General features: G+C 48.1%; 18 protein-coding genes and 1 pseudogene. 9 read left to right on the forward strand and 10 right to left on the reverse strand.

The window, feature by feature from the left end; translation table 11 throughout:
* Position 1: 1 nt before the first annotated feature.
* Positions 2 to 718 carry a hypothetical protein gene (locus ACO6UX_RS20930; RefSeq protein WP_422450257.1) on the forward strand — a complete coding sequence of 239 codons (717 nt, stop codon included), beginning with the start codon at positions 2 to 4 and terminating at the stop codon, positions 716 to 718.
* A gap of 63 nt (positions 719 to 781) precedes the next feature.
* Here the strand turns inward: ACO6UX_RS20930 and ACO6UX_RS20935 are convergent, their stop codons facing one another.
* The 6 genes from ACO6UX_RS20935 to ACO6UX_RS20960 form a co-directional block, all read right to left on the reverse strand.
* Positions 782 to 1,141, reverse strand: a complete 360-nt coding sequence (locus tag ACO6UX_RS20935; RefSeq protein ID WP_422450258.1) for a hypothetical protein — start codon at positions 1,139 to 1,141, stop codon at positions 782 to 784.
* Between the two features lie 29 nt (positions 1,142 to 1,170).
* Complete coding sequence (locus ACO6UX_RS20940; protein ID WP_422450259.1) at positions 1,171 to 2,100, reverse strand: hypothetical protein; 930 nt, start codon at positions 2,098 to 2,100, stop codon at positions 1,171 to 1,173.
* Between the two features lie 337 nt (positions 2,101 to 2,437).
* Positions 2,438 to 4,387: a hypothetical protein gene (locus ACO6UX_RS20945; protein ID WP_422450260.1), complete on the reverse strand. Its 1,950-nt coding sequence runs from the start codon at positions 4,385 to 4,387 to the stop codon at positions 2,438 to 2,440.
* Positions 4,388 to 4,617: 230 nt separating this feature from the next.
* A complete protein-coding gene (locus ACO6UX_RS20950) occupies positions 4,618 to 5,382 on the reverse strand; it encodes a MipA/OmpV family protein (RefSeq protein ID WP_422450261.1) in 765 nt (254 codons plus the stop codon).
* 54 nt (positions 5,383 to 5,436) lie between these two features.
* On the reverse strand, positions 5,437 to 6,822 hold the full coding sequence (locus ACO6UX_RS20955; protein WP_422450262.1) for a sensor histidine kinase: 1,386 nt from the start codon (positions 6,820 to 6,822) through the stop codon (positions 5,437 to 5,439).
* Positions 6,803 to 7,495: a response regulator transcription factor gene (locus ACO6UX_RS20960; RefSeq protein ID WP_422450263.1), complete on the reverse strand. Its 693-nt coding sequence runs from the start codon at positions 7,493 to 7,495 to the stop codon at positions 6,803 to 6,805. Before ACO6UX_RS20960 ends, ACO6UX_RS20955 begins: the two co-directional genes overlap by 20 nt.
* A gap of 157 nt (positions 7,496 to 7,652) precedes the next feature.
* On the opposite strand from ACO6UX_RS20960, the gene ACO6UX_RS20965 reads away from it, so the two are divergent.
* A complete protein-coding gene (locus ACO6UX_RS20965; RefSeq protein WP_422450264.1) occupies positions 7,653 to 8,909 on the forward strand; it encodes an alpha/beta hydrolase in 1,257 nt (418 codons plus the stop codon).
* Positions 8,910 to 8,980: 71 nt separating this feature from the next.
* Here the strand turns inward: ACO6UX_RS20965 and ACO6UX_RS20970 are convergent, their stop codons facing one another.
* From ACO6UX_RS20970 to ACO6UX_RS20980, 3 genes are all read right to left on the reverse strand, one after another.
* Positions 8,981 to 9,274 (reverse strand): accessory factor UbiK family protein, encoded by a 294-nt coding sequence (locus tag ACO6UX_RS20970; RefSeq protein ID WP_422450265.1) that lies wholly within the window; start codon positions 9,272 to 9,274, stop codon positions 8,981 to 8,983.
* A 69-nt stretch (positions 9,275 to 9,343) separates the two neighbouring features.
* Complete coding sequence (locus tag ACO6UX_RS20975) at positions 9,344 to 10,333, reverse strand: MBL fold metallo-hydrolase (RefSeq protein WP_422450266.1); 990 nt, start codon at positions 10,331 to 10,333, stop codon at positions 9,344 to 9,346.
* Positions 10,334 to 10,365: 32 nt separating this feature from the next.
* A complete protein-coding gene (locus ACO6UX_RS20980; protein WP_422450267.1) occupies positions 10,366 to 10,539 on the reverse strand; it encodes a hypothetical protein in 174 nt (57 codons plus the stop codon).
* Positions 10,540 to 11,301: 762 nt separating this feature from the next.
* Here ACO6UX_RS20980 and glnK point away from each other — a divergent pair.
* Positions 11,302 to 11,640, forward strand: coding sequence for a P-II family nitrogen regulator (gene glnK / locus ACO6UX_RS20985; protein ID WP_101744935.1), 339 nt, complete (start codon positions 11,302 to 11,304; stop codon positions 11,638 to 11,640).
* A gap of 140 nt (positions 11,641 to 11,780) precedes the next feature.
* Positions 11,781 to 13,031, forward strand: coding sequence for an ammonium transporter (locus ACO6UX_RS20990; RefSeq protein WP_269675358.1), 1,251 nt, complete (start codon positions 11,781 to 11,783; stop codon positions 13,029 to 13,031).
* Positions 13,032 to 13,196: 165 nt separating this feature from the next.
* On the opposite strand, the gene ACO6UX_RS20995 is transcribed toward ACO6UX_RS20990, so the two are convergent.
* Positions 13,197 to 14,084, reverse strand: coding sequence for a hypothetical protein (locus ACO6UX_RS20995; protein ID WP_422450268.1), 888 nt, complete (start codon positions 14,082 to 14,084; stop codon positions 13,197 to 13,199).
* Positions 14,085 to 14,457: 373 nt separating this feature from the next.
* Here ACO6UX_RS20995 and ACO6UX_RS21000 point away from each other — a divergent pair, with 373 nt between their 5' ends.
* The 5 genes and pseudogenes from ACO6UX_RS21000 to gltX all read left to right on the forward strand — a co-directional run bounded on the left by ACO6UX_RS21000 (position 14,458) and on the right by gltX (position 19,876).
* Positions 14,458 to 15,597 carry a hypothetical protein gene (locus ACO6UX_RS21000; RefSeq protein ID WP_422450269.1) on the forward strand — a complete coding sequence of 380 codons (1,140 nt, stop codon included), beginning with the start codon at positions 14,458 to 14,460 and terminating at the stop codon, positions 15,595 to 15,597.
* Between the two features lie 7 nt (positions 15,598 to 15,604).
* Positions 15,605 to 16,162 (forward strand): hypothetical protein, encoded by a 558-nt coding sequence (locus ACO6UX_RS21005; RefSeq protein WP_422450270.1) that lies wholly within the window; start codon positions 15,605 to 15,607, stop codon positions 16,160 to 16,162.
* 129 nt (positions 16,163 to 16,291) lie between these two features.
* Positions 16,292 to 16,888 (forward strand): annotated as a pseudogene (locus ACO6UX_RS21010) (TDT family transporter); the annotation flags it as partial.
* A gap of 120 nt (positions 16,889 to 17,008) precedes the next feature.
* Complete coding sequence (locus tag ACO6UX_RS21015) at positions 17,009 to 18,280, forward strand: cation:proton antiporter (protein WP_422450271.1); 1,272 nt, start codon at positions 17,009 to 17,011, stop codon at positions 18,278 to 18,280.
* A 117-nt stretch (positions 18,281 to 18,397) separates the two neighbouring features.
* Positions 18,398 to 19,876 (forward strand): glutamate--tRNA ligase, encoded by a 1,479-nt coding sequence (gene gltX, locus ACO6UX_RS21020; protein WP_422450272.1) that lies wholly within the window; start codon positions 18,398 to 18,400, stop codon positions 19,874 to 19,876.
* The last annotated feature ends 131 nt before the right edge of the window (positions 19,877 to 20,007 follow it).

Genomic DNA, 20,007 nt, shown 5'->3' on the forward strand with positions numbered 1-20,007 from the left:
GATGTCGATGAATGTTAATAATTCAAATGCTGCTGCTGTTAATAATTTAACGACTGAGGCTCCTGTTGCTGATGTTAAGGGGAGCTTTAAAGGAATCCCGGTCACAAAGGCAGATGTTCTCAATCAGCTTCCGGAGGCAAAAGGAGAGGGGCCTGGTAATAAGTCAATAAAGGATTTTGAGAGTATTACCGCTCTTTCTATGAATGAGGTGAGTAGTCTCCTTAAAGGCAATAAGATCGAGATGCAAACCATTCAGGATGCACTGAATAAGTTTGAACTCGATCCTGACGCTGGAAAAAACTACGAACTCATTCACACGTTAAATCAGTCTCTTGATAAATTGGAAACAATGCTTAACGAAAGAGTGACTGAAAGAAATAATATGGTAGAAGAACTATTTGCAGAGGCCGGCACACCTATTAATCAGGAAGATATGAAATACGAAAACCTTCTTGATAACCTGACTAATGAACTGACGAATAAAAGCAGCCAGTTTGATAGTAGCTCGTTGCGTGAAAAAGTAGATAATATTTTTGATCATATTGATAACAAAATAGCACCACTTGAAAAAACAATCAGTGAAACAAAGCAACAGATTGAATCAGAAAACAAAAAACCTCAGGAACTTAAAAAAATGCTGCAAGATGCACAAAATAAAATAATGGAAGAGAGCAGAAAAATGATCGACTTTGTAGGTGATAATATCATTAAGGATTAAGTGAGAAAGAGATCCAGGGGAACTTCAAATCAACCGCAGTAGGTCAGTTAATTCCTGGTCAGCCTACCGTGAGTCTGTATCGGGCATGATCTGCCAGAAGGAAACAACCAAACCGGTGACCTGAAAACTTTCGATCTGAATGGAGCCGCTGCTCGGGCTGAAGCAAAATTTCCAAATCCTGTCTTCTGTTTGCAAACGGCTCCTTTCCAGCCAACTCCCGTCTGCCGTCAACCCGAACAGAATCAGGCTTTGCGAATCCGTTTTAGGAACCACAGCCAGCAGGTAGCCTTCTTGATTGAAACCTACTTTTTCGACGGAAAATTCGATGCGTTGCCTGACCCACTCACCGGCGGGTTCAGCGCAAAGTTCACCAGCAGGTTTACGCTGATAGATATCCGTATGGCCCGCATGATCGTTAAACACAATGGTTTCACCGTTGGGACTGATTTTTGTCACGGACTATGAGGTGTATCAATGCTGCCTCTATTGACCCAATGGCCATCAGCCCCACGACCGAGAATAGCACCCGTGTACCCCAAGTTAAAACAGACCAGTGACCTGGCATCCGGTGACAGGTATATCTTACTCATATGCTTGTCATTATGTTGAGGAAAAACGTCACCCGTTGTCAGTTTCTGTTGCTCAACCCACTCACCATTCCTGCATTCATAAACAGACAGTAAATGCTCTTCGCCGCTCCAGTAGTAGTAGCGATAAAGTTCCGACCACGTACCGGTTACCGATTGCGGGACAAATAAAATATGGTCGGCATGCTGATGACCAAACCAGGCAAAATTATCGTGTTTGATTTCAGCTTTCCTGACCAGGTGTCCATAATCCAGAGCCAGAATATCACTGTAATTATCCGCCTTCCTCTTGATGAGGGTGGGAATATGATTACCCAATAGTTTATGCGAATAGGGATCAAAATTTGTGCTGCCACTGGGTATAAGGGTCAGTGCAGTCCCATTAAGAATCTGCTGGCGCAAATGGTTGGCATAAAATGAGTAAAAAGCCGGGCCCAGTTGCGCAGGGAAGTGTCGAACAGAAAATATGGACAACGTCCTGAGGTGCTCAAGGAGTTGCTGACTGGACTGAATGATTGCCCGGCACGAAGACTGCCTTTGCCTGGTCAGGGAGAGGAAGTAATGGACCTCCGCCAGGCCGCATGACCGCAGACGATCGCCCGTTGTCGGCGATGCTTGCCAGAAATTATTGATATCGCTGATTGATAAATAGCTGGCGATTTTGGCGAGCACTTCCTCGGGAACGCGAACCCACCGGTGATCAAAGCGAGCCATGTCACGGACTACTTCAGGCTTGATTTCATTGCCTGCTGTATCGACATCGGTACTGGTCTTTAACCCTGCTGCAGGTTGCATAATGTTAACCCCCCAAGGTGATTCAGGCTGTTCAAGAAACATAGCAACAATCGCAACATCCCGGGATTAAATATCGACAGAGCCACTACGGAGAAGCTGCATTTGTGGGCATCAACTTCTGCCCGGAATCATGAGCGTTTAATGGAGGGTTATTATTGTTGCCATTGCCCGGGAACTGGTTAGGTTTATCTGGGATGTTGTACGACAAGAGATGCCTAAGGTGGCTTGAGCGAATTTACCGGGTATTCAGGATAAAAGCGGTTAATCAGGAGGTTGTTCAGACACGTTGATTTCATTTGGTTAACTACTTATACCGCACCAGCCAACGGGATAATCCCTAACAGGCATTCTCCGGCTGATGATCCCTGATCTGCCAGAAGGAAACAAACTTTGGCACTAAAAGATCACCGGCAGGGAGCAAACTGGTGACCAGAAGTGTGCGGCTGCACGGGCTGAAGCAAAATTTCCAAATACTGTTTTCTGTTTGCAAACGGCTCCTTTCAAGCCAACTCCCGTCTGCCGTCAACCCGAACAGAATCAGGCTGTGCGAATCCGTTTCAGGAACCACAGCCAGCAGGTAGCCTTCTTGATTGAAACCTACTTGTTCAACGGAAAATTCGATGCGTTGCCTGACCCACTCACCGGCGGGTTTAGCGCAAAGTTCACCAACAGGTTTACGTTGATAGATATCCGTATGGCCTGCTGGATCGTTACACACAATGGTTTCACCGTTGGGACTGACTTTTGTCAGGGACTTAGCCGGGAATGTTTGTGCCCGACCCCACATGCCGGACGCCGCCTTGCGCCAGATTGTTACGCACCGCAACCTCTTTCTGATGAATTCACAGGGGTCCGCAGAAAAATGAATCGTACCACGACCGCATTGGTACTTCTCCTGAACAGCGGGCAGCCATTGGTCGTCAGTATTTAATTCCCAGATATCCAAACTAACTTGAGTGGTGATGATCAGAAACCGACCATCGGGGCTGAAATTGGGTTTAAGATGGTAGTAATATCTTGGTGGGTTGCAGGTTTTAATCATTCTCTTTTTTTCACACCACTGCCCTTCAGGACCGAGGGCAAAAATGGCGACAAAGAAATAATCTCGCCTGACAGCATCCGCATCAAAATCATTGCTAATCCATGTAGCAAAATGGCGGTTATCCGGGCTGAATACCACTTCCAGATTAAGCTCATATTCGCTCATTTTATCGTCATTGGGTGTGAGTTCCAGGTCATCAGCACGATCTTCAACAATAATATCAGCCGTTCGTGACCAGGATTCATCGTCTGCCTGGCCCATTACCGTAATGCGTGATCTATGATAAAGCACAAGATTTTTGCTGTCGGCACTGAACAGCAAAGTATGATTGTAATTTGTACTAATGTTGCCTTTATTGACCCACTGGCCATCAGTCCCCCGACCAAGAATAGCGCCAGCTTGCTCCAGGTTAATACAGACCAGTGACCTGGCATCAGGTGACAGGTATATCTTACTAATATGCTTGTCATTATGTTGAGGAAAAACGTCACCCGTTGTCAGTTGCTGTTGCTCAACCCACTCACCATTCCTGCATTCATAAACAGACAGTAAATGCTCTTTGCCACTGTAGTTGCGGGAAAAAAGTTTCGCCCTCCCACTGCTTACCGATTGCGGGACAAATAAAATATGGTCGGCATGCTGATGACGAAAACAGGCAGAATAATCGTGTTTGATTTCAGCTTTACTGACCCAGTGACCATGATTCAGAGCCAGAATATCACTGTAATTCTCCGACTTCCTCTCGATGAGGATGGGAATATGATCACACAGATGACGGGTAGAGCGATTAAGATTTCTGCTGCCACTGGGTATAAGGGTCAGTGCAGCCCCGTCAAGAATCTGCTGGCGCAAATGACTGGCATAAAATGAGTAAAAAGCCGGGCCCAGTTGCGCAGGGAAGTGTCGAACAGAAAATATGGACAACGTCCTGAGGTGCTCAAGGAGTTGCTGACTGGACTGAATGATTGCCCGACACGAAGACTGCCCCTGCCTGGTCAGGGAGAGGAAGTAATGGACCTCCGCCAGGCCGCATGACCGCAGACGATCGCTTGTTGGCGGCGATGCCTGCCCAAAATTATTGATATCGCTGATTGATAAATAGCTGGCGATTTTGGCGAACACTTCCTGGGGGACGCGAACCCACCGGTGATCAAAGCGAGCCATATCACGGACGACTTCAGGCTTGATTTCATTGCCCGCTGTATCGACATCGGTACTGGTCTTTAACCCTGCTGCAGGTTGCATAATGTTAACCCCCCAAGGTGACTCAGGCTGTTCAAGAAACATAGCAACAATCGCAACATCCCAGGATTAAATATCGACAGAGCCACTAAGGAGAAGCTGCATTTGTGGGTATCAACTTCTGCCCGGAATCATGAGAGTTTAATGGAGGGCTATATTTTCGGAGAGGTTCGGTAAGCATTCCCACGGAGGGCCGTGGGAACGAGGTGCCTGTGTATCAGCGCTTAGATGCACTAGAACATGTAGGCAACACCTGCCATCACAGAGGTCTGGTTGCTTTTGTCGACCAGCTGACTGTCGGTAACACTGCTGCTGAAACGGGTGTACTCAGCACCACCGACCAAAAGCCAGCGGGAAGAAAGTTGATAAGTAGCCATCACTTCCAGACCCATATCCACTCCGGCGTCGGCTTTGTAGGTGGAGAGTAATGGATTATTACCGGCTTCTTTGCTGGAAATGCCGTAGTAGTAATCATTGTAACCACTGCTACGCCAGGTTGCGGACGCAGCCGTTTCAATGCTAAACCGATCAGTAATCTGGAACTCCCTGCCCAGTTCGAACCCGACACTGATATCGGACTTGGTGTCGTTAAGGACGGATGCCGTCAGTTCAGCCCACTGCATGTCGTATCCCAGAGTCAGACCGTATCCAATACCTGCTTTACGTTCATCCAGCCCTTTGAAAAGATCGTTATCTTTAACATTGTCTTGTTCAAAACCAGAGCCGACTCCCAGGCTGATCACCGGAGACAGGCTCCAGTTGTTCCCTTCAAGGAGCGTGTAACCCGCCTGTTCTCCACGCACCCAGAAATCACCATACTCAATGTGGGCAATGGGTTGAGGATTGGTTTCGCCATCCACACCTTTATAAATGCTGCTCTCATGGGAGGCACCCAGGCCCAGGATCATTTCCCAGTCATTTTCTGCGGCATGGGCAGTGCTGGCCAGTCCAAAAGTGGCCAGCAGACTGGCTGCAGTCGCAATTGATCGTACAGTCATTATTGTCATCCGTTGCTGTCAAAACTGGCAACGATGATAAGATCATGAGAGTGATCAGTTTGTGATTGCGTTGTGAACAGGTTGTGAAAACAGTATCTTGATGACGGCTCCTGATGGCGTGTCGGCCCCTTCGGGTTTTCGGTTGTTAATCTCCAGCCGCCAGTGTCGTGCCTGACAGATTCGTGCAACAATGCTCAATCCCAGCCCCAGACCACTGACGTGTGCTTTTTCCCAGGGTTTCAGTAAACGGGGAATGGCTTCATCTTTAAATCCTGGTCCAGAGTCTTGTATCCATAGCCTGCTGTCATTAGCAAAAATGGTCACTTCGCCAGAGTCTGTGTACTGGCAGGCGTTACGCACCAGGTTATCCAGCATAATACTGAATATGACCGGAGGCAAAGAGGCGGTGACCGAGGTCGGCACCTGATTATGCAGTGTGACGGGTTTGTGAGCTACCAGGTATTGATGCCGATCCAGGGATTGCTCTACCGTGGTGTGCAGGCTGATGGTTTGAGTTGCTTCACAGATCGACTCTTCACGACTGAGCTGAAGAAAACTCTCTATTAGATTTTTCATGTCTTCAGTGGCACGGGTTATTCGTTGCAATGGGCGCTGAATACCGGGGTTATCAATGACAGCAAGTTGCAGAATTTCGGAAGCCATAGCAATGTTAGTAATCGGTGTCCGCAATTCATGGCTGGCATCCCGGGTGAATTGTTTTTCCCGATCTATCATCCTGCTGATGCGCAGGAGCAGTTTATTAATGTATCGGGCTACCGCGCCCACTTCATCGTGGTAATAGTCGCCTGCCAGCTGTTGTTCACTGGAGAAATCCAGGGTATCCAGATCCTGTTTCAGCCGGGTCAATGGCGCAATCACGAAGTGGCTGACCTGCAAGCCAGTTATCCATGCCAGACCCAGCATAACCAGACTGCAAACAACAATAGAGAGTGCTATTTTCCAGGGAGTGTCGCTTTGGCCCCGGTCAAACTGGCTGATATCGATTAAGTAATAAAAAAATGTGTCTGATCCATAACTCTGGGGTAGAGGAGACCGAACGATCTGAAAAACCTTTTGATCGTGGGTGTATTCAAAAATCTCAAAGCCTTGCTGACTGGTATCAACATAGACATCAATGTATGGGGAGTCAGAAAGTGATTCCGTTGTTAAAGCGTCATGGCCCAGGTAAGCCAGTAACTGCGAGTCATTGCCGACCTTCCAGGTGCCCACTGTGTTCAGGCGTTTTAATACCTCGAAATGATCCAGATAAAGAGAACGGTACTGCTCTGCCTCATTGGCTATCTGCCAGTTAAACATGGTGTCTTCCCCTGTTTCAAAGGCGACGAACAGAAACAGACTGAAGATGACGTTGGCTATCAACCCGAATATAAGACAGGCTGCCAGTATTCGGAACCGAAGGCTATTGACCAGTTTCATCATCACCTTCCTGTTGAGCCATCCGAAAGCCCCAGCCCGGAACGGTTTGAATCAGGGGTTGCCCAAAGGGTTTATCAATCTTTTGACGAAGTTTATAGATGTGGCTGCGCAGGGAGTCACTGTCGGGCAGTTCATCTCCCCAAAGCTGATACTCCAGAGTTTTGCGGGAAACTGCTGCTGGATAGTGCTCCATGAGTACTCTTAATAGCTTGAAGTTATTAGGAGAGAGCTGAATTTTTTCCCCCTGTCGATGAACCTCCTGAGTATCAATATTTACTGTCAGGTCAGATAGATTGAGCGTGGAGGAATGAGTGCTTAAACGTCGGCTAATCGCTTCCAGGCGGGCGTAGAGCTCTTTCAGTTCAAAAGGTTTCACCAGATAGTCATCGGCTCCGGAGGCGAAACCCGCCAGTTTGTCCTCCAGTGTATCCCGGGCGGTCAGAAAAATGACCGGAGTTTTATCTTTCCGGTGCCCTCTGAGAACCTGGCATAGCTCCAGACCATCCATGTTTGGCATGGCGATATCAAAGATGTACAGATCATATTCATGGCTGGTCGCAAGGTTAAGGCCGGACATGCCATCATAGGCGTAGTCGCACTGATGACCTTTGAATTCAAGATAGTCGGCAATACTGGCGGTGATATCAGCATTGTCTTCAACGATTAATATACGCATGGCTTAACGGATAACATGGCTTAACGGAAAAAAAAGAGAAGGCTCTGGATATCATGTGGCCTGTGAACATTTTGTGAAGCTTACTACTTCACGACTTGTTCACAAAAGTACTTATAAGATTGAGCGGAAATCATGGTAAACAATGCAGGTTAATAAAATGAAAAGGACTCAAAGGCTGTTGCTGTTAACTCCTTTGTTTGCAGCATTAGCTGCATGCACGGGGGGCATTCAACCCACAGCGTTACAGAATAAGGCATCTGACACTAATCTTCAGCAGCACGAAGAGTTTCGTGGCGGTGAAGTCGAGTCAAGTGATCAGGAGCACTGGTATCGTGAACTACGGTTGTCGGATTGGAAAGCGCTCGGAGTTACCGAAAGTGACTTTGAAACCGTACTGCCACGGATCAATAGCAGCGGTCCACTGCGGGACACCATAACGGTATATGGCCCCGGTCAATGGACTTACGAATGGACCCGGCATGCAGAGAAAGTAGCGTCTCAACAGCCACCTTCAGCTCAGACTGCTGCTCTTTTACAACGAGTATCCGGACTCTATTTAACCGCCTCTTATCCGAACCTTCTCAGCGATCATGAGCAGGCGGCATTGAGAAATGCCGTTGATTATTACGTGAAAGCAGGGCTGAAAATGGGGCAGCGTATCGCCATCATTGATATGCCTCTGTCGCAGGGCGGCAGTATCAAAGGGCTTTTGCATTTACCCAGACAACTGGCAGAAAACGACAAAAAACTGCCTGTTATTCTCTGGACCGGAGGCGTAGACAAAACTCTGGTTGAGCACTTTCAGAGTGCTAAAAAATATACAGACACCGGTTATGCGGTCATTACATTTGATATTCCCGGAGGCGGCCTGAACAGGGCATTAAAAGTTTCTCCGGGTACAGAAGCTGAGGCACATAATGCCGCTCTGGCTTACGTGAAAAACTCAACGCTTCTGAATGAAAAACGGGTGGCGGCATTGTCATCTTCCGGGGGGGGGCTGAGTTTAATGGAGTTCACTGTTGCTACCCCTCAACTTAAGGCTGTGGTCGCACGTTGTGCACTGGTAGATGGTGTTTTGACTCAACCTGAAAAGTTGCAGTATTTGCCGGCAATGAGTGTCGATTCCTTTTTTGCACGTCAGGGGCTGACTTATAAAGGGCTTGATAATCCGGGGCGGTATACCATTCCATTGTCACTGAAAACCAAGGGCTACTTTGATGGTAAACCCCACACCAGTGTACCGTTGCTAGTGATTAATACCAAAGATGACCCGGTAGCTTCGCCGAAAGATATGAGAGCGACGGCGGCAATGTCTTCTGATAGTGAAATAGCATTCTTCGGTGAAGCGGGTCACTGCCCGGAAGGTGCAGAAGCGGAAAATAAAATATACCGTTTTATTACTGAAAGGATCTGACAAAGTTATTTCAGGGTAGTTCACAAGTTGGCGCCTGTCTTAAGCCGCAGGCGCAAGAGGCTGGAGAGTGATTAATGGTCAGCGCTTTGCTGGTTATCGTTACTGCTGTCTTCCGGCACTTCTTGTTCTGCTTTAAATGCTTCCATATCTTTTTCCAGCGCTTCAAGGCGCTCACGGGTGTGCCTCAGAACAGCAACCTGGGTATCAAACTCATCACGGGTGACCAGCTCCAGTTTTGACAGGGCACTGCCCACCAGTGCCTTGATATTTTTTTCGATATCTTCCCGGGTCTGGCTTTTGTCACCGTTAAAGAGTTCACCGGCTTTGGTGGCGATGGTATTAATCAGGGCGGCTTTATCGATCATGGTTATCGCTTGGCTGATGGTCAGAAAAGAGAAGGATACCGCAATAACAGCAAGGTAACGATCCGGAACTTATAATTGCTCAAATAAAGCCGTAATCTTTCCGGGTTTGATCACAATAAAATCGTTATCGGCAACGCCATGCTGCTGTTTGGCGAGCTGCAGATCTTCCGGTGGTTGCAACATCGGCTCATTGGTTAGCATAAAGCTGCCCCAGTGCGTCGCCAGCGACAAGCGTGAGCCAACATCGTTGTGGATATGCACGGCTTCTTCCGGATTGACATGGATCTCTTTCATAAACCAGCGTGGCTCGTAGGCACCAATCGGCACCATGGCCATATCCATGTAGCCGAAGTGCTCACCAATGGCTTTAAAATCTGAACTGTAGCCAGTATCCCCGGCAAAATAAAAGCGCTTACCCGGTTCAGATGCTTCAGCTGCCGCTTCAAATACCCAGCCACACCAGAGCGTTCGATCCGGAAATATTGAACGGCCACTGAAGTGCTGACAAGGTACTGCCGTGTATGTCCAGCCGCGATGGGTATGGGATTCCCACCAGTCCAGCTCGACCCAGTTAGCTATACCATGTTTGTTGAACCATTGACCTAAACCCAGGGGCAACATAAACAAGGGTGGATTGTCTTTTTGCTTGTTCTGAATGGCTAATACCGAGTTACGATCCAAGTGATCGTAGTGGTCGTGAGAAATCACCACCACATCCACATGGGGTAAGGCATCAATATCGATCGCTGGTGGAGAGTAACGCCTGGGGCCAGCCCACTGTACAGGAGACGCCCGTTCAGAAAAGTGTGGGTCGGTAATAATATTCATACCCTGGTGGCGAATTAAAAAGGTCGCATGACCAATCCAGCTGGTCAGGGATTTATCTGAATTCTCAAAGACCGAATAATCATCGTCTACCACCGGAATAGAAACCTTCTCCGGCAGTGCCTCGGTGATTTTCCATTTCAAGATGTTCCATAACGAGCGATGATGCATTTGCATGGCATCGTTATTGCGAAAGCCGCCATTCGGCAGATGATGTTTTTTTGAGCGATTCACCGCAGCTACCCCATCTTATTTTGTTAATCAATTTAGCGCGGAGCAACACCTCGGACAAATTTAGGTATCGCCGCGTGGCCATAACTCTGTTTGCTGACAATGTTTAAATCGTCGTCAAACACAAAATAGTCCATGACCTCATCCAGACGCTGATTGAAAAACACATCGTTAAAGGTGTGCAATACATTGCGTATATCATTTGCCATCGGTATTTTTTCCTGCCTTATTATTTGCCAGTAGGATTTATCATATGCCGATGGTGAGGTAAAGGCGCTCTATTGTCGCCCGCGCTGAACAGGTGGGAGAGATAGGCTCACCCCAATAACCAAAAAGCGGGGGAGGGAATGCCATGAAAAATGTGACGATCACCGGCGGCGGCAGTGGTTTTTCTCAGGGACGATCGATCAGCTATTGTCGATATATTAAACGACAATTGACAAGTATTGGTTGGTGAGTTTCTTTAGTGATAATATGGCCAGGCCTTGCAACTACACCTACTGAGGGCGGCCATGACCAGTATGGTACTGTAGGTATTCGCGCTTTTCTGTACTGATATTACATCATCGACTCAGCTGCTCTGTGATGAGGCATCAAGTCTGGGTAGTTGCAGGATTTTTTGATGGATGCACTGCTTTGGTGCGCCTTTTTGGGTGGGGGATTTGGTTTTAGTGCATCAAATGGGTGCGTATCCGATTTCGCCGCTCATTTGAGTCCATGAAACCTTCAACCATGCCCATTTATGGGGATAGATAAAAACTGGCACAGAGCCTGCTTAAACAGGAGTAACCATTTAACCAGTGCCGGGCGGGATGCCTGAAATCAAGACTGGCAGGGTTGGTTTTTCCTTTTACAGGCCGGGAAATAAAACAGACGGTTGTAACACAAAGGGAAAAGCGTAGACTTTGGAAGCTATCGCATCCAGGTCACCCCTCCCGGATGAATATTAAGTAGAGCCAGGAGAATAATGCATGAAGTTAGTATCAGCCATTATCAAGCCGTTCAAGCTTGATGACGTGCGGGAAGCGCTTTCTGATATCGGCGTTCAGGGTATTACTGTGACAGAGGTCAAGGGCTTTGGTCGCCAGAAAGGCCATACCGAACTGTATCGCGGTGCAGAGTATGTTGTGGACTTTCTGCCAAAGGTAAAGATTGAAGTGGCTATCTCGGATGATCTGCTGGATCAGGTGATTGAAGCAGTGTCCAATGCCGCCAATACCGGCAAAATCGGTGACGGAAAAATATTCGTGACCTCTCTGGAGCAGGCTATTCGGATCCGTACCGGAGAGACTGGCATCGACGCTATTTAAGTGCCAGTCAAAGGCATGACTCATCAGCAGCCACTGATGACATCGCCGAGCAGTATCAGTGATATACAGCTTTGAGCTAAATACAGCCCTGGGCTGAAAAGAAAGATAAAAAAGATGTGAATTTTACTGGGAGGGGTCCCGTGGAAGATATAACTCAGCTGTCGTATGCGCTCGACACTTTTTATTTCCTGATGTGTGGTGCACTGGTCATGTGGATGGCCGCTGGTTTTGCCATGCTGGAAGCCGGTCTGGTGCGCTCCAAGAACACCGTTGAAATTCTGACCAAGAACATTGCCCTGTTTGCCATTGCCTGCACCATGTACTTGCTCTGTGGTTATCAGATCATGTATCCGGGGGCTAACGAAGGCGGCATCATGCCTCTGTTCGGTACGCTGCTGGGCACTGAGAACAGCGTCGAGTCGGTGCTGGGTGGTGGTGAAGATGCACCTTACTACTCTCTGCGTTCTGACTTCTTCTTCCAGGTGGTCTTCGTAGCTACTGCCATGTCCATCGTTTCCGGTGCCGTTGCTGAGCGCATGAAACTGTGGGCCTTCCTGCTGTTTGCGGTCTTTATGACGGGCTTCATCTATCCGGTACAGGGTTTCTGGAAATGGGGCGGTGGCTTCCTGAACGAAGCTGGCTTCCAGGATTTTGCCGGTTCCGGCGTGGTGCACATGGCGGGTGCTTCTGCTGCCCTGGCGGGTGTGCTGCTGCTGGGTGCCCGTAAAGGCAAGTACGCATCTAACGGTTCCGTTAATGCCATGCCTGGCGCTAACCTGCCACTGGCTACTCTGGGTACCTTTATCCTGTGGCTGGGCTGGTTCGGTTTCAACGGCGGCTCTCAGCTGAAGATTGCTGATGTTGAAAATGCCAACGCTGTTGCCCAGATTTTTGTCAACACCAATGCTGGTGCCGCCGGTGGTGTTATTGCTGCCCTGATCGTTGCCAGACTGTTGTTTGGTAAGGCTGACCTGACCATGGCTCTGAACGGTGCCCTGGCGGGTCTGGTTGCCATTACCGCAGAGCCGCTGACGCCAACTGCCCTGGGTGCAACGCTGATCGGTGCTGTTGGTGGTGCACTGGTTGTCTTCTCTATCCTGGCGCTGGACAAACTGCGTATTGATGATCCGGTGGGAGCCATCTCTGTCCACGGTGTTGTGGGTATCTGGGGTCTGCTGGCGGTACCTCTGACCAACAGCGACGCTAGCCTGGGTGCTCAGCTGTTGGGTATTGGCAGCATCTTCGCCTGGGTGTTCGGTGCTTCCCTGGTTGTCTGGGGTGTGATCAAGGTAATCATGGGACTGCGTATCTCCGAAGAAGAAGAGTACGAGGGTGCTGACCTTACTGAGTGTGGTATGGAAGCGTATCCGGAGTTTACTAGCAAGTCTTGAGGCATGTAAAAGCTGACATTGAACAACTACGTAGATGTCGCTACAACCATATCGTGGTAGTAGCGACAGTTGACAAAATCGTTGACAAAAAAGACCCCGGCATCAATACACTTTGTATTGTCTCGCCGGGGTCTTTTTTATATAACTTTGGGCTATACCTTTGGGCTATGGCAGTTTCAGATCCAGATCCTTTGCAACACCACTTTGCAAATAGGATTTCAACTCTTGATAGTGGGGCTGAATCTCCGGGCTGTTGAGTTCTCCCAGCCAGAATGTCCAGTTCATTTTTTTCTCACTGCCATCTATAGCCTGGACTGCTCTGAGACCAAAATAGAGCGGTTGGCTGTCCTTGTCTGCATCAGTGCCGGTCATGATGTAAGAAGCTCCTACTAAATTATCGGGCATACTTTGATGTGACAATGGGAGATCTTTCAGGCATTTGTTCTGTTCGTTGGCCATTTCTCCCTGATAAATTGCCTGCTGTTTGGTGTCTCTGATCTGCATACCGCTCTCAGGGTAGGCTATGTAGAGGGTCACTTTTTCAGGGTCTGATTTGGCCAGGTTTCTAACGGTGACAGTTCTGTCGCTAATGGTTTTCGCCCGTGCACTGTCACCTTGCATATGTATGGACATGGCTTCAGGGGGGGCTGTATTCTCGGGAGAAACCAGCGGGGTTGCAGGGGCTTTCGTATGAAATAACACCATCACCCTGGTGACGGTTCTTTCTTCAATTAGCTTTGAGAGTGTCTGTTCGAAAATGGTTTGCATGCCTACGCCAATGGGGCGTAATGTTTTGTCAAAATCTGAAAGTTCAATTACTTTAACTTTTGAAACCTCTTGAAAGCGCTTTAATATTTCTGACTTGATTGTATCGTCACTCTCGTCTGAATCGGAGACTGGCTTATAAGCTCCATGTTGGAGTTTAAAGCCGGATTGCAAACTGAGTTGAACGTGGGGAATCACTTTTTTAAACCTCTCGCCGTGAGTGCAGCCGGTCAAAACAAAGACAAGTGTATTGAGGATCAATGCTTTTAGAGCATTAGAAAGTTTCATGTTTTGTCGTGCAGGCTGATTTTTGTTGGACTGGAGTTGTAAAGGTAGAACAGGATTTGGATATTTCAATCTTTGGTTAAGTAGTTAACCAAATGAAATCGTATATTTCTGACTAAGTTGTCAGTCACTCTGCGGCGTTGCAACTCCGGTCACATAGCTATGGCTATGCTCCCTACGTTGCGCCTTGCATAGCAACTGCCCACTTAGCCAGAAATATACGATTCCATTTGGCCAACTACTTAACTACTTACGCCTGGACATGCTGAAAACTTGAAAAAACACAGCTTTATTTAAAATATGAAATTAAGCAGGAACCTATCTGGATTTTTGTGGTCTGCACTGATCCGAGTTTAAGAAATGTAAGGTTATGCTTATGATTTCTCCCTCCTCTTCTCCTGTTACTGGAGCTGATCAATCACCGTCTTATGAAGAATCAATGACACAAAATGCTGTATTGGGGAATCACGATGTTCAATCTGCTTCCGCTGATGCAACAGTAAGTTTAAGGTATCAAGCTACAGTTCCGGTTCTGCCGGAAACTTCCCAAAAGGCAAATGTTGACACGCATAAAGTCAGTGCCGTTTCAGTCTGTAGTGGAAGTACACACAAATCCCCGGGAAAGCCTGATAACTCAGCCTCTGAGCTTCCCTCCGGGGAATCAGCAGACACACTGGTTTCCACTTTTATTGCAAACAATCCAACAATAGCATATTGCCTTCGTAACCCAGAGTTTCATAAGGCTGCGGTTACAATGTTAGCTTTGTATTCCCTGCATTCTAAACCTCAGTCTGATGATGATTCGCAAGAACCAAAAAGTAAGTCAAAAAAGGCTTTATGTGAACTTGTTATGAATAATATTGAGTGTTTCAATATAATATTTCCTTATATAGCGGTTCCCGGCTGCGGTCGTTTAGATCCTGTAAGATTTCTGGGGGTTATGCTCTCTCTATGTGAAAGCGCTTATCAAGATGCTTTTCCAAAAACAGTTATCAGCATTGGCTCGGGGCAAGCATTTCTTGAAAAATGTTTTGATTCGATGGGAGGAGTCGGCGTGAAATGCTACGACCGTGAACCGCTAACCAGGTTTTTACCTGTTGAACAAGCTGAGTTCCCAAAAGATATTAACAAGTGCCTGCCTGATGATTGCAGTAGTTGTTTATTGGTTTCAGGATATCCCCAAGGGTATTTAGGCCCTGTGCTCACGGAATTTATCCGACGGGGAGGGGAGATGCTCTGCACCACTGTTGAGGGTGGTTTGTTTAGTGATATGCATGAAGGATATGAAGATAATCCCAAGGTTCTCAGGGATGGGATTAAAAAGTTAAGGAAGAAGAATGGAGCGTTCTTTGAGGTTCAATTAACGGATTACACTCTGATGGGGCCTGCGTCATTTATCCAGTTTTACAACTGGCCATCAAGCGTTAAGCAGCTAATGTTTGATTCCAGGATTTTGAATGGTTTGTGTTCCGATATCGAATTTCCTCGATTCCTGACATCACGTTCACGTAGATAAAATGATTATGCAAAATGTCACTGCTGTAACTATAACGCAATCCACAGGTTATGCTACCCCTTCGGGTGCGGGTGATCATTTGTTATCCCCCGCCCTTGCTGCACTTGGCGCTGTGCGTCCGACACCTGGCCTGGATCCGCCAGAACAAACGATTTCTACAAATGGCATTGAATCGATAACAGACAGAAATGTGGAATTAGTACAGGGCCCTCTCCGTAATGAAATCAACGGAGCTTTTCGAGGCGTTGCCAGCACTGACGCAGCGGGTACTTCATCCGTAGATATAGATTCAGAAAGGGCCTTGATAATGAAGATGAAGAATGTAATAACGAAATCTGTTGGAGTTCTGACTTATAGGAATGTACACGTGTGCGGTGTCGCAGCGAAGGGCAGCACCAGGGGCCAACTTCAGTTGAAACTTATGGCTAATCACGATTGCAGCCAGGAGGTGAGGCAGCAATTGCTCACCGACGTGGAATTCTACCTGCAGAATAATGTTCCGCAGTGGTTGCGCGATGAGTTTACACTGGTGATTGAATACGGCGGGCCTATAGAAGCTCTGTAGGCAGGCTTTTCTCATAGCGCCGGGTCGTCGGGGATTTTCGGTAATTCTGGATGGACCCGGTTTCGCTAGTGAGATATCAATAAAACTTAATCTCACTATCCATAAGTTTGATTTTTCTTATTCGCTGTTGGGTTATATCTTTATTCCAACTATTTCCATTTGCACCAAATGGTTCCAAGCTGGTTTGTGCCGCCCGTTGGCATTATTGTCGCGGCAGTGACCAGCAAGGGTATGGGGCATGAGAAACTTGTCTTTACGTTGTTTGTTTTTGGACTATGCTGCTACTTCATAAAGCTGCCAGTGATGTTGTATCGTTTGACTTTCAGAGAGAAAATTCCTGATGCTGCACTGCCCACATTTGCCATTATGGCGGCACCGGCGAGTCTTTCTCTGGCGGGCTACCTGTCCATAACTGACCAGCCGAATTACTTACTGGTTGCGGTCCTGCTGCCATTGGCTATTTTTATGACGAGTCTGGTCTATGTTGCGTTTGTTCGCTTACTGCGCCTGCCGTTTTCGCCAGGATATGCTGCTTTCACATTTCCAATGGTAATTGGGGCTACAGCGTTGTTTAAGCTGGCAGATATACTTCATCAACAGGGCTATCAAACAGTTTGTGATGTTATTAACAATCTGGCCGGTTTTGAACTTTTGGTGGCGACGGGGATCGTACTTTATGTTGCCCTCCGCTATCTCTGGTATTACTTCTCACCTCGCCATCCCTGATGTATGTCGAGATATGGACTGACCGGTCAATATGGCCACGGGTAAATTGTACCCTTGGCCTGAAATGCCGAGCTTATGATCCCTCTTCATTTCGGCATTTATTTATTAACGGAACAGGAAATGTCGGTAACACACTCTGGCGCTGGTCTCGCCATCCCTATGCTGATCTTTTGCGGCCTGTTTTTACTGGCGGCCATTTCGGCAATCCTGCTTAAAAAGCTGCGTTTTCCCTATACCATTGGGCTGGTTGTGATCGGTATGGCCCTGGGGATGGCGGCTGAATATTCTGAAATACTGGCACCTCTACTCCGTCTTTCCCTGACTCATGACCTGATTATGTACGTTTTGCTCCCCGTACTGGTGTTTGAGGCGGCCATCAATATAAAGTTTTCCGCCCTGATGAAAGAGCTGGTGCCTGTATTGATGCTGGCCATTGTGGGAGTGATTTTGTCTACCCTGGTTCTCGGTGTGATTCTGGGTGAGTTGACGCCTTTGACGCTGGCGAGCGCGCTGCTGTTTGGTGCGCTGATTTCGGCAACGGATCCAGTGGCCGTGATTGCGCTGTTTAAAGAGGTGAAAGCGCCTGAACGGATGTCTCTGCTGATGGATGCAGAGAGTTTGTTTAACGATGCAACCGCGATCGTTATGTTTGGCATTGTGCTCTCGATTATCCAATCGGGAACAGGGCTGTCTGGTAGCACGGCTTTTGCTGCCTTTGTCGAGTTCTTAAGGGTTTTCTTTGGCGGGATTTTTGTGGGTGCGGCCATGGGGGCAGCCATGCTGGTGCTGCTCAGGTTGTCCCGGGGGATGCCTTATGTGCATATTGCTCTGACAACTATCCTGGCTTTTACCAGCTTTATTATTGCTGACCATGTCTTTGAAACGTCCGGTGTCATGTCGGTTATCGCTGCCGGGATTGTCACTCGCAGCTACGGCCGTCGGGCCATGGCTGACTTTATGACATTGCGTCACCTGGATCCTTACTGGGAGTTTATGGCATTTGTAGCCAATAGCTTTATTTTCCTGCTGTTAGGGTTAAGTGAGGACTTCCTGCTGCGGAGTATTGAGCGGCTCGGTATGATCTACCCCACGTTAATCATTGCTATTGTCGCCGTTCTTACGGCGCGCTTTCTGGTGGTATATCTGTTGCTGCCCATCAGTAACCTGATGCCATTGAGTAATAAAGTGGACAGCAATTCAATGAAGGTGATGTTCTGGGGCGGATTGAGAGGGGTTGTGCCTGTTGCCCTGATGCTATCGATCCCGGACTCCATGCCTGAAAAGCGCATGATCATAGAAATGACGCTGGCCGTTATTCTTTTCTCACTGTTGATTCAGGGTACTACCATTGGCTGGTTGATGTCCCGTTTAGGGATAAAAAGGGAAGCCTGAAGCCACTGAATTCAATCAATATTTGGGTGCTGTTGGCTCTCAGCCTTATAATACCTGTTTTGGCATTCTGTCAGCCTGCGCCCATTGGGGCCCGGGCGTTATTGAGAAAGCAATTCCATGACTGTACGCACCCGTATTGCACCTTCCCCTACCGGCGATCCTCATGTCGGTACTGCCTATATCGCCCTGTTTAATCTGGCGTTTGCCAAGAGTCAGGGCGGCCAGTTCCTGCTTCGTATAGAAGATACGGATCAAACCAGAAGTACCCCTGAATCCGAGCAACAGATTCTCGACTCGCTGCGCTGGCTTGGTTTGAATTGGGATGAGGGTCCTGATGTTGGCGGCCCACACGGCCCTTATCGGCAGAGTGAGCGCCGGGAAATCTACGCTGATCATGCTCAAATCCTGTTGGATAAAGGGCATGCGTTCCGTTGCTTCTGCTCATCAGAGCGTCTTGATGCCCTGCGTGCAGAACAAACGGCGAACAAGCAGACACCCGGGTACGATGGTCACTGCCTGCATCTTTCTGAAGACGACGTTCAGGCCAGGCTGAATGCGGGCGAGCCTCACGTTGTCCGGATGAAAGTGCCTGAGAGTGGCGTCTGCACAGTGGATGATATGCTCCGTGGTACCATCGAGATTGACTGGTCCCAGGTGGATATGCAGGTGCTGGTGAAAGCCGATGGCATGCCAACCTATCACCTGGCCAATGTTGTTGATGACCACCTGATGGAAATCACGCATGTTATTCGTGGTGAGGAGTGGATCAACTCTGCGCCCAAGCATCAGTTGTTATACGAATACTTTGGCTGGCAGATGCCTGTGCTCTGTCATATGCCGTTGTTGCGAAACCCTGATAAGAGCAAGTTGTCCAAGCGCAAGAACCCAACCTGTATTACTTACTATCGTGATATGGGGTATCTGCCGGAAGCACTGTTGAACTACCTGGGTCGTATGGGCTGGTCCATGCCAGATGAGAGGGAAAAGTTCAGCCTGGAAGAGATGCTGGCGGATTTTGATCTCAAAAGGGTCTCTCTGGGCGGCCCGATTTTTGACCAGGAAAAACTGTCCTGGTTGAATGCCAGCTGGATTCGCGAAAACATGACCACAGAGCAATTTGCTGATCGCCTGCATCACTGGTTACTGAACCGTGACTACCTGATGAAGTTTCTGCCAATGGCGAAAGAGCGGGTTGAGCGTCTCAGCGATTTTGCTCCTATTGCTGCCTTTATGTTCTCAGGTATGCTGAATCTGTCGCCTGAAGACTTTGCCCATAAAAAGCTGGAAGCGGGTGATGTTAAGAAGGTGTTGCAGTTCACGCTCTGGAAGCTTGAACAGCTGCGCCAGTGGCAGCGTGATCAGATTTTCGCGGAAATTAAAGGGCTTTCCAAAGCGATGGACATTAAGCTGGGTGATTTTAATCATCCTGTCTTTGTTGCTATTGCCGGTACGCCGAACTCCTGGTCTGTTATGGAGTCTATGGAGATCCTGGGCCCGGATATGACGCGTGCACGCCTGCGCCATGCTGTTGAGGTGTTGGGTGGCGTTTCCAAAAAAGAAGCGAAACGTCTGGAAAAAGAGTTTGCAGCGCTTTAACCCGGCGGCTTCTTTGGGCTAAGGCCGGTTGTCTACCGGCCTGTTCTATAGATGCATATATAACTGCACTATTATTTGATCATAATTTTTATAAGCGACGCTTGACAGGATAGGGGGGCATCCATATCATT

The organism is Endozoicomonas sp. ALB091, from assembly GCF_049310265.1.
Classification (GTDB): Bacteria; Pseudomonadota; Gammaproteobacteria; order Pseudomonadales; family Endozoicomonadaceae; genus Endozoicomonas.